This is a genomic window from Methylocaldum sp. (assembly GCF_039794385.1).
Classification (GTDB): domain Bacteria; phylum Pseudomonadota; class Gammaproteobacteria; order Methylococcales; family Methylococcaceae; genus Methylocaldum.
Map to the genome: position 1 here is coordinate 1 of NZ_JBDIVO010000021.1, position 14,959 is coordinate 14,959.

The following is a 14,959-nucleotide window of genomic DNA, read 5'->3' on the forward strand; positions in this document are numbered from 1 at the left end:
CGAACCATTCGCGGGTGCCGAGCAGCTTGTAGGAGATCACCAGGGAACGGATGGCGTCGTCGCTGGCCCGTCCGCCGGCATTGCGGATCACGTGGGCGTCGCCCTCGGTAAGACCGGCGTACTTGGCAGGATCGAGGCGCGCGTCCATACAGGTCAGGATCGCGAAATGCCGCCCCGGCGGCAAGGGAAGATGGCCCTTGTTGAAACTCGCCGCGTACGCTTGATTAGCGCTGAGCACTTCGTTCAAGATTTGGCTCATATCTTTTTCTCCTCTGAGATTGTTATTGTTTATGACGCCGCCTGCTCAAGCAGCAGCCGACGCACCGGCTGATACGCCCCCTTCCCGGAAAGCGATTCGGCCCGCCATCGTGAGACAAGCCGACGATGAAAAAAATCCTGCTCGCCAGCAATAACCCCGGAAAGGTCCGCGAAATCCAGGCCATATTAGCAAACGATGACATAGAGATCGTACCGCAATCCGCTTTCGGAGTCCCGGATATCGAGGAGGTCGGATTGACCTTTGTCGAGAATGCGATTCTGAAAGCTCGGCACGCCAGCCAGCTTTCCGGCCTGCCCGCCATAGCCGATGATTCGGGACTGGAAGTCAACGCCTTGGGCGGCGCGCCCGGCGTTTTCTCGGCCCGATATGCCGGCCCCGGCGCGAACGATGCCGAAAATAACGCCAAGCTGCTCCGCGAACTGGAGAATATTCCGGACGCCGAGCGGACCGCCCGATTTCGCTGCGTCATGGTTTTTCTGCGCCACGCGCAGGACCCGAGCCCATTGATCGGACAAGGCGTATGGGAAGGCATCATTCTGCGCGAACCGCGCGGCAAAGGAGGCTTCGGTTACGATCCGCTGTTTTTCGTGCTGGAAAAAAACTGCACCTCGGCCGAATTGTCCCCGGACGAAAAAAATCGCCTAAGCCACCGCGGCAAAGCTCTGCGGGAACTCGTGGCGCAAATGCGCGATTCGGCTAAATGAGCGTTCGGCCGATATTCCTACGGGACGATGGCGGGGCATTTCGATGAAACAGCCTCGGGGGAATGATCTTTATGAAATTCCTCGGTATAGGCATGCGCCGAAAAGATCAGCAGCACGCCGGCACTGATCATGGCGATTTGTTGAAATGCGGCACTGGCATTGGTGCGGTGGTGCAAACTGGGAATCAGGTCCGCAACCGCTACATAAATGAAACTCGATGCCGCCAAGGCGAGGAAATAAGGCAGCGCCTCGCGCAGATTTTCCAAGCTGTAATACGCCAGGACACCGCCCAGCAGAGTCGCCAAGCTGGACAGCAGATTGTAGAGCAAGGCCTTGGGACGGCTATAACCGCTTTTCAAAAGGATCGCGAAATCGCCCACTTCCTGGGGAATCTCATGGGCGAACACCGCCAGGCTCGTGACTATCCCCAAATGTACATCGGTAAGAAAAGCCGCGGCGATCAGCACGCCATCCACGAAATTGTGGATACCGTCGCCCAATACGATGAGAGTGCCGGCCGGCTGGTGAAAGTGGTCGTCCGTATGCGTCTCGCAGTCGCCGGCGTGGCAATGCCGCCAAAGCAGCAGTTTTTCCAACAAAAATAGCGCCAAGATTCCGAGAAGAACGGCGGCGAAGACGCTCTCCGACTGCTCCGTGCCGACCGTTTCGACAGCATGGGGCAAAAGATCCAGAAACGCCACGCTCAATAACGCGCCCAAGGCGAAGCTGATGCCGTGAGGGAGCACGCGGGGATGATGATGGTCGGGAATCATCAGGAACAGCGATGCCGCAAGGACGCTCAAAACGCCGCCGATCAAGGTAAAAATAATTATCCAGAGGAGAAGGTTCATGTCTTATTTAAACCTAGAAGCGGCGGTTGGACGTGCCCGAGTGTGCGGCAGGCGGACCGGATAGCAAGGCGCGACGACGCGGCGGGGTATTCTCCCGCGAGGAGGAGCAACGCCGCCAGCCGGTCCGCCTGCCGTGCAATCTGGTACGTAGCGGCGTCACCCAAACGGTGACGTAGGTAGAAGGTAGGGCAATAAGGATTCATGGAACTTTTCTAGTTATTTAAGCGGTCAACCGCTGTTTCTAGGTTTATTTATTCGCGCCAGATCAACGTAGCCATGCGGCCCGTCACGCGGTCGCGGCGATAGGAAAAAAAATCGTCGGCATTACCGAAAGTGCAAAAGCCCCCGCCGTAGATTGCCGAAATTCCGACATCGTTCAGTACGATACGTGCGAGGTGATAAAGATCCGCCAGCCATTTTGCGTTCTCCGTTTGGCAAAACGCGGCGGCGAATGCCGCTCTCTTGCGGACGAAGGTCTCCCGGACCTCATGACCTACCTCGAACGCGTCCGGACCGATTGCAGGCCCGAGCCACGCCAACAAATCATCGCCTTCAAGCGCTTCGACGGCGGCTTCGATGACGCCCGCCGCAAGCCCTTTCCAGCCGGCGTGCACCGCCGCGACCCGATCGCCTTCCTTCGAACACAGCAAAACGGGGAGGCAATCCGCCGTCATGACCGTGCAAACGATGCCGGTTTGGCATGTGAATGCGGCATCCGCGCTTCGATAGGTCGATACGTCGGCCCGAATGACGTGTTTTCCGTGCACTTGATTCAGCCACACGGGTTCCGCGGGCAGGCTCAAGGCCTCCCGCAGCCGATGCCGGTTTTCCGAGACCCGACTCGGCTCGTCCCCGACGTGAGCGCCGAGGTTGAGGCTCCGATATGGGCCTATGCTCACCCCGCCCCGGCGCAACGTGCTCGCCGCCCGGACGCCGGGCGGCACGGGCCACTCGGGTTCGATCCAGAATCGGCTCATGCCTGTTCTCTCAATGCCGCAAGCAGACCGGAGAAATCCGCAGGGAGTGGCGACTGCCACTCCGTGTACTCACCGGTTGCGGGGTGAATGATCCCGAGCTTTTCGGCATGCAAGGCCTGTCTTTTGAAATTTCGGATGACTGTGATCAGCTCTTCGCTCGCGCCGGCCGGTATCTTGAGCCGACCGCCGTACACCGGATCGCCGACCAGCGGATGATGGATATGGGCCATATGGACGCGAATCTGATGGGTACGCCCGGTTTCGAGCTTTACCCGAAGCAGGGTGTGGTGGGGGAAGCGCTCGGCGATGCGGTAATGAGTGACGGCAGGCTTGCCTTCCTCGCGGACGGCGAAGCGCTTCCGATCGGTGCGATGCCGGCCGATCGGCTCGTCCACTGTTCCGCCGGCGGTGATGGCACCCTGCACCAAGGCCAGGTATTCCCGATGCACGGTCCGAGTCTGGAGCTGCTCCACCAGCGATTTGTGCGCGGACAAGGTCTTGGCGGCCATCAACAATCCGCTGGTATCCTTGTCCAGCCTGTGAACGATACCGCAACGCGGAATACCGGCCAGCCCAGGGGCATGATGCAGCAAAGCATTTTGCAGAGTTCCGTCACGATGGCCGGCCGCCGGGTGCACGACCAGACCCGCGGGCTTGTCGATGATCAGGACCGCGTCGTCCTCGTAAAGGATCGCAAGTGGGATATCCTGGCTCTCGACGGCCGTGGTCTCCTCGACTTCAGCATGCAGGACCACCCGTTCGCCGCCCAGAATCCGGTGCTTCGGAGACAAAACGGCCCCATCGACTCGGGCAGCCCCGTTTTTGATCCAGCTTTGCAGACGATTTCTGGAAAAATCCGGAAACAGTTCGCTTAGAGCTTGATCCAGGCGACGGCCGGCTAGCGATGGAGGAATTTCGGCGGTAAGAACGCGGGTGGAATTCACTTCTATGGGATAGATAATTCAATGTATACTGCGAGCGTTAAGACTGCCGCTCCTATCATGTCGTCTTTTTTCACTTTTTTTCGGCCTGTGCGCTTCGTTCTTTGGCCGCTCGCCTTTGCCATACTGCTATTCGGCTGTTCTACCACTCGCGAAGAAAGGGATGAATACGCCGACTGGACCGCGGAGCAGTTTTACACCGAGGCCAAAAAGGCGCTGACGGAAAAACGTTACGAAAAAGCGGTGAAATTATACGAGAAACTGGAAGCTCGTTATCCGTTCGGCAAATATGCGACTCAGGCGCAACTCGACATCGCCTACGCTTACTACAAAAACGACGAGCCCGATTCCGCTCTTGCCGCCACCGACCGCTTCATCAAGCTCAATCCGACTCACCCGAACGTCGATTACGCCTATTACCTCAGGGGCTTGGTCAATTATAACCGAGGCATAAGCTTTGTTGATCGTTTTCTGCCGACGGACTCGTCGCAGCGTGACCCTGGATCGGCTCGCGATGCCTACAGAGAATTCGAAGAACTGATTGCCAAGTTCCCCAAGAGCCGCTATGTGGACGACGCCAAGCAACGTATGGTGTCGTTAAGAAACAATCTGGCCATGTACGAGGTTCACGTTGCCGACTTTTACATGCGACGTGGGGCCTATCTTGCGGCGGCCAGGCGCTGCGCCGAAATCATTCGCAACTATCAGCGTACTCCGGCCGTGCCCGTGGCTTTGCAGATCATGGAACAGGCCTACCGCAAGCTGGATATGAAGGAATTGGCCGACGATGCGGCTCGCGTCTACGCATTCAATTATGCCCAAGGCGTTCCCGGCCAGGCTAAAGATCTGGTTTACGAGCCGTCTGCCATGGAGCGCTTGTGGAACTTTCTCGGTTTGGAAAAATAGGCTTCCGCTTCGTTCGGTGGATAGGATGAGCTTCACAAGGATGAACACACCCTCCCCTAAAATTGAAAGCCAAAATATTCACGTATTGTGCGTTGGACACGCATCGTACGACCTCATCTTTTCCGTACCGCACCATCCTGAAGCGGACGAAAAAATCTTCGCCGAATCCCTGATGTCCTGCGGCGGCGGTCCGGCCGCGAACGCGGCCGTAACCGTAGCGCGTCTCGGCTATAACGCGGCTTTTGCCGGTTATTTGGGAAACGACCCCTATGGACAAATCCATTTCGAGGAATTGCAACGGGAGAACGTGTCTACCGATCTCATCGTCCGCGGCGCGTCGCCCACGCCATTGTCCGCAATTCTGATAAAACCGGACGGCAAGCGGGCTCTGGTCAATTACAAGGGCGCCAGGGCGCCTTTGCCGGCGGACAGCATCGATTTTTCGGACGTTACGCCGAAAGTCATCTTGTTTGACGGGCACGAGCCCGCCCTCTCCGAACCATTGTGTGCCTGGGCGAAGTCCAGAAACATTCCCACGGTCCTGGACGCCGGCTCTTTGCACAAGGGAACCGACGCGCTGATGTTCTCGGTGGACTTCCTGGTGTGCTCGGAAAAATTCGCGCGGCAATGGCTGGATGATGACGATCCGGCGCAGGCTTTGAATCGTTTGGCCGAACGCTCACCCGCAGTCGTCATAACCTTGGGCGAAAATGGGCTGATCTGGAAGAAGGGCGTCGAGTCGGGAAACCTCCCTGCATTTCCGGTAAAGGCCGTGGATACTACCGGAGCCGGCGATGCGTTTCACGGAGCATTCGCCGCCGCCCTTGCAAGCGGCCAAAATTGGCAGGATATCTTGCACTACGCCAGCGCCGCCGGCGCCCTTTGCTGTACCAAGGAGGGCGCGCGACCAGGCATTCCCGATCGGGAAACGGTCGAACTGTTCTTGAAAAATCAGAAACAATCACCGAGTTATTGACATCGGACAACTTCCCTTTGAAGCTTATGGAATCTCGGGATACGTTCAGCCTTTCTCCATTACCGGGTATGAATGGGTGTATAGGCCGCCAATTTGGCTCCGTAGAGGGAGTCGATCATCAGTTCTTGATCTTAGTGCCATTCGTTAAGCAGCTGATGTATTTAATAAGGAAATGGCACGAAGTGATGAACAGGTGTTTTCGATGAATATCTACGTCGGCAATTTGTCCTATCAAGTCACCAGCGAGGAATTGCGTGAAGCATTCGAACGCTTTGGCGAGGTTACCAGCGCGAACGTCGTGATGGATAAACTTACAGGTCGCTCCAAGGGCTTCGGCTTTGTAGAAATGTCGGATCGGGCTAGCGCTGAAGAGGCTATCAAGCAGCTAGATGGCGCCGATCTCAAGGGGCGTAATATCCGGGTAAACGAGGCACGCCCTCGCTCCGAAAGCCAGTCGAATTTTCCGCCTCGGCGCGCCCGGCACATTTGACGGCTAAAAACGCGCCGTCTCCACATTCCAACTCTTTGGAACACGAGACGGCGTTTTAGCCCCGTTGCGGGCCGATCGTCCTGCGCCGCTAAATGTGCCCAGGAATCAATTTATTATCAAACGCGCATGAGCTGCGCGGCTTCACGGATATTCAGTTAAGCCGCTCTACGAATCCGGCGTCGACTCTGCAACCACCCAGGTCCGGATAGTCGCGCAAATTCTGCAAATGATCGCGATAGACCGGATGCTGGAAAGCAATGCGTTTGACCTTTCCGCCGTCAAACTCGAACTCCAGGGCTCCGCCTTTAGCCAAAGGACTCCCGATTCTTGTCGCAAAAAGCATAATCGCCAAGTTTTTGAGCGGTCGCCCCTGCTCGAATGCAGGTCGGGCGCAGCTCAAGGCATCAATCTGAAGTGCCGAAAAAACCTGAGCCAATTGCGCCGACGTTGCTACAATCCCGGCCCCCGGCACGGCCGGAACATTCAATATCTGTTCGAGACCGAAATCCGCGAGATGGTTTTGTAGCAATACGGTGCCCGTCCCCTTTTCGTCGGACGCAATTAAAGGAAACAATTGACGCTCGGCCACCGCAGGATCGGAGTTCGTCATCGCCGCGGTGAGTTGGCGCTCCACGGAGCGAATGGCAGCGAAATAACTTTCTTTCTCTTGGGTCTGTTGCAAGATTCCTCGCCAATCCTCCTCGGAATTGACCGACAACCCCATTTTTTTCATCGTCTCATAGTCTTCCGAGGCCAAGCATCCGCCGAAGCCCTTAGCCCGGTACTGCTGTAACTGGCTATTGGGAACAGTTCCGCTGAGAACTTGTTGCCCCGGCACGTTGTAGTTCCTCCAATCGGCGCTCTTATCCAAGAAGTAGTAAAGCACGGCATTGCGGTCGAATTTATTGAAGCCGAGATCTTTCATCACGACCTTGAGCTTCCGACAACTGCTCTCGACGTCCTTATAACTGTCCCAGTTCGGCTGAAGATTCGGGCGATCGGGATGATCCGCCTCGGCGATGTATTTCAACAAGGTCCCATTCGCTGATCCCCCCTGCATTTTCGAGCGCCAAAGCTCTTCGAGAGAGAGATCTCTCGCATCCGGCAATCCGTCCGGATTGATCTTCATCAGGAGGGACGAGCGCAAGGCGCCATGGACCCTGACCTCGCCCAAAGCCTTTGCATCGGTGCCCAGGATTGCGACGGGACTGTCCGAAATCTCACGGATGACAAATCGGGTTTTATTGACGATGCCTCCCTGGTTGTTCAGCGTAATGGCCGCTGGAAGCGAATGTGTCTCACGCCTGCTTTGACTCCCTGAAGCATCTGCCTGCGTCATTTCCGCAGACCGATTCTCGTTATTCAGCATCCACCCCGAGGCAAGCTGCCCCACGAGGGCCACACCGGCTCCCGCTCCGGTGAGGGCCAGCACGCCACTCGCCGTGCCGACATCGCTCGCCAGCTTGGCGAAATCGACGTCGCTGTTCAAACTATTGACGAAACTGAAGTCGATTTGGGTGTCTTCGGCGGTATCGAGCCTCATCCAAGGCGTCAGATAAACTTTCTTGGCATTGAAGGTAAAGCTGCACTCTCCGGCCGCCGTCTGATAAACGAGCGCGGGCACTTCCTGGTAAAGCTTGAGCTTATCGTTTCTGATTTGGAATAAAAGTGCGGCCGAGGTACCGCCCTTCTGATAGCTTCTGCCGAAGTCCTGGCATGGCTGTCCGCGGCTTGCATCGCGCTCGAATTCGAATTCGGAAATCAGTTGAACATAGAAATCATCGCCCTGCACCGCAGACATGCCCGGCAAGGCGCGCAGTTCTGCCGATTCCGTCTCCGGATAATCGATGGAAACCTCCCGCGTTCCGGCACACCCCGAGAGGATTAACACTCCCGCGGCGGCGAATCGAGTCAAACTGGAACGGAGGAGCACAAGACGTCGCAAAGCGATCAGCCTTCGTTCGAATACGAAGGTTCGTGGAATTGTCGATTTTGGCATCTGTGTATATTGGCGCACACTACCGGCTTCGGTTAACGCCACCGGCCGAAAAACCGTAGTAATACGGGCGCGATCGCTAAAAGAAGATGAGGGTTAAGGCATGCGCTGCTTTAGAAAGAGTTGCGCTTCAGCATAGGACTATACCGTGTCATTGCCGGCATATCCAGCCGACGGCGGTCTATCGCAATGGGCGAGCCATCATGGACTTTGGTGCCTGACGTCTTTTCCCTTAATCTGAAAAACGACATACTCGGCAAGATTCTGCGCATGGGCGCCGACACGCTCCAAGGCCTTGACGGCCAACACCGTGTTGATCGCGAAACCGATGTTTCGGGAATCCTCCATGATATAAGTCATCAACCGCCTTAAGCTCGCCTCGAACTCATCCTCGAACGCGCGGTGATGGGCGATGATGTCTCGGGCCGCGTCTTCATCGGACCGGTCGAACGCATCCAAAGCTTTTTCCAGCGCATCGACCGCCATTTGCCCCATGACGTGCACATCGCGCAGCAGATGCTCGTTCGGGTCGCTGGTATCGTTTCCATAGATTTGCAGGGCGATGTTCGCAACCCTCATCGCTTCGTCGCCGATACGTTCCAAATCGGTAACGCCCTTCGACACCGCCATGATCATCCGAAGATCCCCGCCAACGGGGCAGCGGCGCGCAAGAACCTCCACAATAGTCCCATCGGTCTCCACTTCGAGAAGATCGAGCTCGTTCTCGCGCTGACCGATCTTGCTGGCCAACGCCATGTCTTTGGTCTTGATCGCCCGCAATGCATCCTTGAGCTGAGACAATGCCAACCCGCCCATTTCGACGATGCGGTAATGAAGCTGGCTCAACTCGCCGTCAAAGCGTTTGACGATGTGCCCTTCACCCTGAGTTGTCATCGCGTCTCCCATCTCGGTTCATGGCCGGATTCCGTTTCATCAACCGAAACGTCCGGTGATGTAATCCTCGGTCAACTGATGGCGGGGATTCGTAAAAATCTGCGCCGTTTCGCCCACTTCGATCAGCCGGCCGAGATGAAAATAGGCCGTCCGCTGCGAAACGCGCGCCGCCTGCTGCATGGAGTGCGTTACGATCGCGATCGTGTAATGCGAGCGAAGCTCGTCAATCAGTTGCTCGATCTTGGCCGTCGCGATCGGATCTAGCGCCGAGCACGGCTCATCCATCAGAATCACCTCGGGGTTGACCGCGATCGCCCTCGCGATGCAGAGCCTTTGCTGCTGTCCGCCCGACAGGCTGGTCCCCGGCTGATGCAAATAATCCTTGACCTCGTCCCAAAGGCCCGCGCGCCTCAAGGACGTCTCCACCACTTCTTCGAGCTCCGCCTTCGAGGAAACCAAACCATGAATCCGCGGTCCGTAGGCCACGTTCTCGAAAATAGACTTCGGAAACGGATTGGGTTTTTGGAACACCATGCCGACTTGAGCGCGTAACGGCACCACATCGAGCGAGCCGTCATAGATATCCTGACCGTCGAGTACGATTTGCCCCGTGACTCGGCACCCCGGGATGGTGTCGTTCATTCGGTTGAGACATCGGATAAAGGTCGACTTGCCGCATCCGGACGGCCCGATAAGCGCAATCACTTCATTGCGGCCGATATCGAGACCAACATCTTGAATGGCGTGCTTTTCACCGTAATAGACGTTTACGTTGCGGCATACGATGCGTGAATTCGGTGAAGTAATTTCACCGACCGTGTGTGAATATTCCCGGTTGAAGGAAGCTTCCGAAATTCTTTCGCGGACTTTCATTCGTGGCGGCTCTCTGTGCGATACCGACGTCTTAAATTCCATAAATGAATTCATACCTCGACCTATTATCTTTCCGACCGTTTGGTGAAAGCGCGTTCTTAGTGATTACCAGCGTCGCTCAAAGCGCTTGCGGATATAAACCGCCAAGCCGTTCATAAAAATCAAAAACACCAGCAAAACCATGATGGCCGCCGATGTACGCTCGACAAAGGCACGCTCCGGACTATCGGCCCAAAGATAGATTTGCACCGGAAGAACCGTCGAAGGCTCCATGATGCTTTGGGGGACGTCGACAATGAACGCCACCATACCGATCATGAGGAGCGGAGCGCTTTCACCCAGCGCACGCGCCATGCCGATAATAGCCCCCGTCATCATCCCGGGAACAGCCAATGGAAGAACGTGATGGAACACCATCTGCATCGGGGAAGCACCCACGCCCAGCGCAGCTTCCCGCACCGACGGCGGAACGGCCTTCAAAGCGGACCGTCCGGCAATGATGATAACGGGCAGGGTCATCAAGGTCAGCACCAAGCCGCCGACCAACGGCGACGATCGCGGCAGCCCGAAGAAGTTGATGAATACCGCAAGCCCGAGCAAACCGAATACGATCGATGGAACCGCCGCCAGATTATTGATATTGACCTCGATGAGATCGGTCCAACGATTCCGCGGCGCGAACTCTTCCAAATAAATCGCCGCGGCCATGCCGATCGGTAGCGAGAGACTGAGGGTTACCAAGAGCGTAAACAAAGACCCCATCACGGCGCCCCATATCCCCGCCAACTCCGGCTCCCGCGAGTCGCCCGACGTAAAGAAGGCCGTGTTGAACGATTTCTTGATACGGCCATCAGCCTCGAGCTTATCAATCCAGGCGATTTGATTATCTTTGATGCGTCGCTCGCCCTCCGCTCCGGTCCGTCCCAACTGCCCTTTCACAAGCATGTCGGTATCGTCGTCGGCGGAAATCCACACCTTCTGAGTCTTGCCGATGAGCTCCGGGTTGGCCAAAACAAGGTCGCGGAGATCGTAGGAAGCGCCTGCACTCAAGAGGCTATAAAGCGCTCTCTTTGCCTGGCGCTCCTTCACGTCGAGGAACATCGAGCTCAGAGCGTTTTTCAAAAGCCGGTCATAATCCGCTTCCATGAGAGCGGACGGGTCGCGTCTACCGTCAGGATCGATGAGTTGGGGATCGAAATAGACGTCCAGCGCGATCGACGTTTGTTGAAAAGCCGTATACCCCCTGGCGATGATGCTTCCGAATAGAAGGACCAAGAAACACAAACCGACAACAATGGACAAGAGCCCATAAAGTCGGAAACGCTTCTCCGCCTGTCGCCGTTTGACCAGGCTAGCATGGACGACATCGATAGTCCGGTCGGATGAAGAGCCCCCCGAAATTTCACAGATCTCATTCATACTGTTCCCGATACTTGCGCACGATATGCAGAGCGATGATGTTCAGCGCCAAGGTCGCCAAAAAGAGCACCAGTCCGAGAGCGAAAGCCGCCAAGGTTTTTGGACTGTCGAATTCCTGATCGCCAACCAGCAGGGTTACGATTTGGGTTGTGACGGTGGTGACAGCCGCCAGAGGATTAGCCGTGAGATTGGCCGTGAGCCCTGCCGCCATAACCACGATCATGGTTTCGCCAATGGCGCGTGACACCGCCAACAGAACACCACCCACTATGCCTGGAAGCGCCGCCGGTATGATCACCTGCCTAATCGTCTCGGATTGGGTCGCACCTAATGCATAAGCGCCGTCGCGAAGCGATTGAGGCACGGCGTTGATGAAGTCATCGGAAAGCGACGACACGAACGGAATAATCATGATGCCCATGACCAACCCCGCAGCCAGCGCGCTTTCAGACGATACGTCCAGACCGATCCGCACACCCAGATCGCGAACGAACGGGGCAACCACCAGCGCCGCGAAGAAGCCATAAACAACGGTAGGTATACCGGCAAGAATTTCCAGAAGCGGCTTGGCCGTGGCACGGAATCTGGGACTAGCGTATTCCGATAGATAGATGGCCGAGAGCAAACCGACCGGAACCGCCACCATCATTGCGATCAAGGAGATCAACAGAGTGCCTACGAATAGAGGCACGGCGCCAAAAGCCCCGGAAGAACCGACTTGATCCTCCCGGATAGCCATCTGCGGGCTCCAATCCAAGCCGAACAAAAATTCGGTAATGGGTACTTCTTTAAAAAAGCGGATCGATTCGAAAAGAACCGATAAAACGATGCCGATCGTCGTAAAAACGGCAAGGGTCGAGCAAACGATCAGAAAAACCGTTATCGATTTTTCCACGTGGTTCCGGGCTCGATGTTCTTTGCTGATTCGTTGGCGAGCGTAGGCGGCTCCGGTGATAGCCACGAAAGTGGCCAATACGCTCAGTAAACGATTACTCGTATCCTTGAGCCTAAGATAGTGATTTGCCGCAGCCTCGACGGCTGGCTCGATCTCCCCTGCAACGGCGCCGCTTGCAACATTCCGAATATCGTTGACCAATAAGCCGATCCGATCCGGTGGGGCCGAGCTCAATTCTTCCGGGAGTGCCGAAACAACCAGTTGGATTACGATCGAATTTTCAAAGGCGGTCCATAAAAACAAGACCAATAACGCCGGAATTCCACACCAAAGCGCAGCATAATAGCCGTAATAACTCGGTAACGAGTGAAGACTCCTGACCGTTCCACCGGCCACTTGTAGAGACCGCCGGCGACCGATGTGGTAGGCGGCCGCACTTAGCAATACAAGCAGGAACAGAAGTGTGGATTTCTGCATTCTAAGGCAAGCCCTCGAAAAACAAGCGACCGGGATTGCAACCCGGTCGCTGAAATATCGCTTCTCGAATAACTTTCGTCACATCGAGTAGTTCTTCAAACTCTTTGCATTCTGTGCAACCTCCTTGCGCTCGCTATTAGGCAAAGGAATCAGACCTTTATCCGTCAGATAGCCTTCCTCCCCCATGGCTTTCTCGCTCGTAAACTCCGCGACATAAGCTTCGATTCCCGGAATCACGCCGACGTGGGCCTTTTTAACATAAAAGAACATCGGCCGGGAAACAGGATATTGTTGGGCCGAGATAGTGTCGTAATCCGGTGCGATTCCATCCATGGGAATGGCTGAAATTTTGTCGCCATTTTGGTCCAAGAAACTGAAACCGAATATACCTAAAGCTTTGGGGTTGGCATTCAGCTTTTGAACGATCAAATTGTCGTTTTCGCCCGCCTCGATGTACGCGCCGTCCTCCCTGACCGTTTGGCAAATTCCTTTATACTGTGCTTCGTCCTTTTCTTTCCAAGCCTTAATCCATTTGAAGGTCTGACAGCCGCCTTCCAGCGCCAACTCGGCAAAGGCGTCTCGTGTACCGGAAGTCGGCGGCGGCCCCAGCACTTCGATCTTGACATTCGGCAAAGCCGGATTGATTTGGTTCCAAGTCTTGTACGGATTATCTACCAGTTTGTCGCATTCTTGGCAGGATGGATCGGGCACTTTCTTGGCGAGCGCCAGAAACACTTCGCGGCGCGTCAACTCCATCGCCTCCGCTGACTTGGCGTGGGCCAACACAATCCCGTCATAACCGATTTTCACCTCGGTAATTTCTTTTACGCCGGCTTTCTGACAGGCAGCCAACTCGGCCTTTTTCATCGGACGTGACGCATTGGCGATATCGGGGTATTGAACGCCAACACCGCTGCAGAAAAGCTTAATGCCGCCGCCGGTTCCGGTCGACTCGATTTTTGGAGTCTTGAATTTGCCGCCTCTCCCGAATTGTTCCGCGACTACCGTCGCAAACGGATAAACAGTCGAAGAACCCACAATACTGATGTAATCGCGGGCTGCTTCGGCGTGTGCCTTAGCGCCGAACAGCGCCATCGAGATGACCGCTGCGAACCCCAAGAATTTATTTTTCACTAGATCCCCCATCGTAAACTGAATATCAACCACGGCTAGATTCCGGAAATCGCCTCACAGCAGGACATTTTTAACAAAGAATTGTTACCGTAATATTTCAATCCGCCATGGGTCCGAACGCCGTATTTAGATCTCATCAACCTACAAAAGTGTGCCCCAATCAACTCGAGGCCGAAAAACTATGGATTTGAAGTGGCCAGGTTTTGTGCCAGCTCGACTCGGTCCTCTACAGAAAGCGGTATTTCAGCCATACGTTCGACTTGGCGCAAACGAGGCAGAATGCCGATTTTATTGGCGAGCTGAATGCTCAAGCCCGGTCTAGCGTTAATTTCAAGCATCAATGGACCAAAATTCTTATCCAAAACAATATCGACACCGATAAACCCCAACTTGACCAAATCGTGACAGCGCGCCGTCAGCGCAAGAATTTCACTCCAATACGGAATTTCCAATCCGGCTAGCTTGCCTCCCGTATCCGGATGCTGATCAATGGGCGTTTCGCGCCAGACACCGGAAAACGTTCGCCCACTCGCCAAATCTATCCCGACCCCAATGGCACCCTGATGGAGATTCGCCTTGCCGTCGGATAATCGCGTCGGCAGCCGCATCATGGCCAACACCGGCACCCCTCGGAACACGATTGTTCGGATGTCCGGCACGCCCTGATAGCTGATCTGATCGAATATCGGGTCGAATTTGACCCGATATTCGATCAACGCCGAATCGGGCAACCCGCCCAGACTGTACATACCGCTCAAGATATTGGAAATGTGATGCCCCACTTCATCATCATTGGCCAAAGCGCCACTGGCTTTTCGATGGCGTCCGTTTTGGCGGCCGACGATGATCAGGATTCCCTCGCCGCCGCTGCCGTGCGCCGGCTTGATGACGAAATCCTCATACGGCTCGACCATCTCCCTTAACTTCTCGATTTGATGTTCGATCTCGACGATTCCGTACAGTTTCGGCACGGCAATGCCAGCGCTCAAAGCAAGCGCTTTGGTTTTGGACTTGTCATCGACCAAGGGAAAATAGCGGCGGGGATTATACGGGAGAATGAAATCAGCATTGCGTTCGTTCATTCCCATAATTCCCTGGCCGCGCAGGCGCTCCCAAGGAAATCGAATGCTCCAAAATCCCATATGC

14 protein-coding genes and 1 pseudogene are annotated in these 14,959 nt (G+C 55.5%); 4 read left to right on the forward strand and 11 right to left on the reverse strand.

Translation table 11 applies throughout. The features are described 5' to 3' along the window. Positions 1-259: pseudogene (locus tag ABJK70_RS03475) on the reverse strand (carbonic anhydrase); the annotation flags it as partial. A gap of 125 nt (positions 260-384) precedes the next feature. Between ABJK70_RS03475 and ABJK70_RS03480 the strand changes: the two are divergent. Next, the gene (locus ABJK70_RS03480; protein WP_077731931.1) at positions 385-984 is read left to right on the forward strand and encodes an XTP/dITP diphosphatase; all 600 of its coding nucleotides are present in this window, start codon (positions 385-387) and stop codon (positions 982-984) included. A 17-nt stretch (positions 985-1,001) separates the two neighbouring features. On the opposite strand, the gene ABJK70_RS03485 is transcribed toward ABJK70_RS03480, so the two are convergent. The 3 genes from ABJK70_RS03485 to rluD form a co-directional block, all read right to left on the reverse strand. Further along, on the reverse strand, positions 1,002-1,835 hold the full coding sequence (locus ABJK70_RS03485; RefSeq protein ID WP_077731932.1) for a ZIP family metal transporter: 834 nt from the start codon (positions 1,833-1,835) through the stop codon (positions 1,002-1,004). Positions 1,836-2,086: 251 nt separating this feature from the next. After that, a complete protein-coding gene (gene pgeF, locus ABJK70_RS03490; RefSeq protein WP_077731933.1) occupies positions 2,087-2,812 on the reverse strand; it encodes a peptidoglycan editing factor PgeF in 726 nt (241 codons plus the stop codon). After that, positions 2,809-3,756 carry a 23S rRNA pseudouridine(1911/1915/1917) synthase RluD gene (rluD, locus tag ABJK70_RS03495; RefSeq protein WP_205780852.1) on the reverse strand — a complete coding sequence of 316 codons (948 nt, stop codon included), beginning with the start codon at positions 3,754-3,756 and terminating at the stop codon, positions 2,809-2,811. Before rluD ends, pgeF begins: the two co-directional genes overlap by 4 nt. Positions 3,757-3,777: 21 nt before the next feature. Between rluD and ABJK70_RS03500 the strand changes: the two genes are divergently transcribed. From ABJK70_RS03500 to ABJK70_RS03510, 3 genes are all read left to right on the forward strand, one after another. Then, a complete protein-coding gene (locus ABJK70_RS03500) occupies positions 3,778-4,659 on the forward strand; it encodes an outer membrane protein assembly factor BamD (RefSeq protein WP_347257417.1) in 882 nt (293 codons plus the stop codon). 40 nt (positions 4,660-4,699) lie between these two features. Next, on the forward strand, positions 4,700-5,635 hold the full coding sequence (locus ABJK70_RS03505; RefSeq protein ID WP_086133769.1) for a PfkB family carbohydrate kinase: 936 nt from the start codon (positions 4,700-4,702) through the stop codon (positions 5,633-5,635). A gap of 202 nt (positions 5,636-5,837) precedes the next feature. After that, positions 5,838-6,125 (forward strand): RNA-binding protein, encoded by a 288-nt coding sequence (locus ABJK70_RS03510; protein WP_077731935.1) that lies wholly within the window; start codon positions 5,838-5,840, stop codon positions 6,123-6,125. Positions 6,126-6,276: 151 nt separating this feature from the next. Here the strand turns inward: ABJK70_RS03510 and ABJK70_RS03515 are convergent, their stop codons facing one another. The 7 genes from ABJK70_RS03515 to ABJK70_RS03545 form a co-directional block, all read right to left on the reverse strand. Then, positions 6,277-8,124: a hypothetical protein gene (locus tag ABJK70_RS03515; RefSeq protein WP_240506863.1), complete on the reverse strand. Its 1,848-nt coding sequence runs from the start codon at positions 8,122-8,124 to the stop codon at positions 6,277-6,279. Between the two features lie 198 nt (positions 8,125-8,322). After that, positions 8,323-9,015 carry a phosphate signaling complex protein PhoU gene (phoU, locus tag ABJK70_RS03520; protein WP_166642721.1) on the reverse strand — a complete coding sequence of 231 codons (693 nt, stop codon included), beginning with the start codon at positions 9,013-9,015 and terminating at the stop codon, positions 8,323-8,325. A gap of 39 nt (positions 9,016-9,054) precedes the next feature. Next, entirely contained in the window at positions 9,055-9,888 is an 834-nt protein-coding gene (pstB, locus tag ABJK70_RS03525) for a phosphate ABC transporter ATP-binding protein PstB (RefSeq protein WP_077731937.1), read from the reverse strand. 105 nt (positions 9,889-9,993) lie between these two features. After that, complete coding sequence (gene pstA, locus ABJK70_RS03530; protein WP_347257418.1) at positions 9,994-11,307, reverse strand: phosphate ABC transporter permease PstA; 1,314 nt, start codon at positions 11,305-11,307, stop codon at positions 9,994-9,996. Next, positions 11,300-12,679 carry a phosphate ABC transporter permease subunit PstC gene (gene pstC / locus ABJK70_RS03535; protein WP_347257419.1) on the reverse strand — a complete coding sequence of 460 codons (1,380 nt, stop codon included), beginning with the start codon at positions 12,677-12,679 and terminating at the stop codon, positions 11,300-11,302. The genes pstA and pstC overlap by 8 nt, the downstream gene beginning before the upstream one ends. Positions 12,680-12,757: 78 nt before the next feature. After that, complete coding sequence (locus ABJK70_RS03540) at positions 12,758-13,846, reverse strand: PstS family phosphate ABC transporter substrate-binding protein (protein ID WP_240502616.1); 1,089 nt, start codon at positions 13,844-13,846, stop codon at positions 12,758-12,760. A 146-nt stretch (positions 13,847-13,992) separates the two neighbouring features. Next, positions 13,993-14,955 carry an alpha-L-glutamate ligase-like protein gene (locus ABJK70_RS03545; protein ID WP_086133750.1) on the reverse strand — a complete coding sequence of 321 codons (963 nt, stop codon included), beginning with the start codon at positions 14,953-14,955 and terminating at the stop codon, positions 13,993-13,995. Positions 14,956-14,959: the final 4 nt, after the last annotated feature.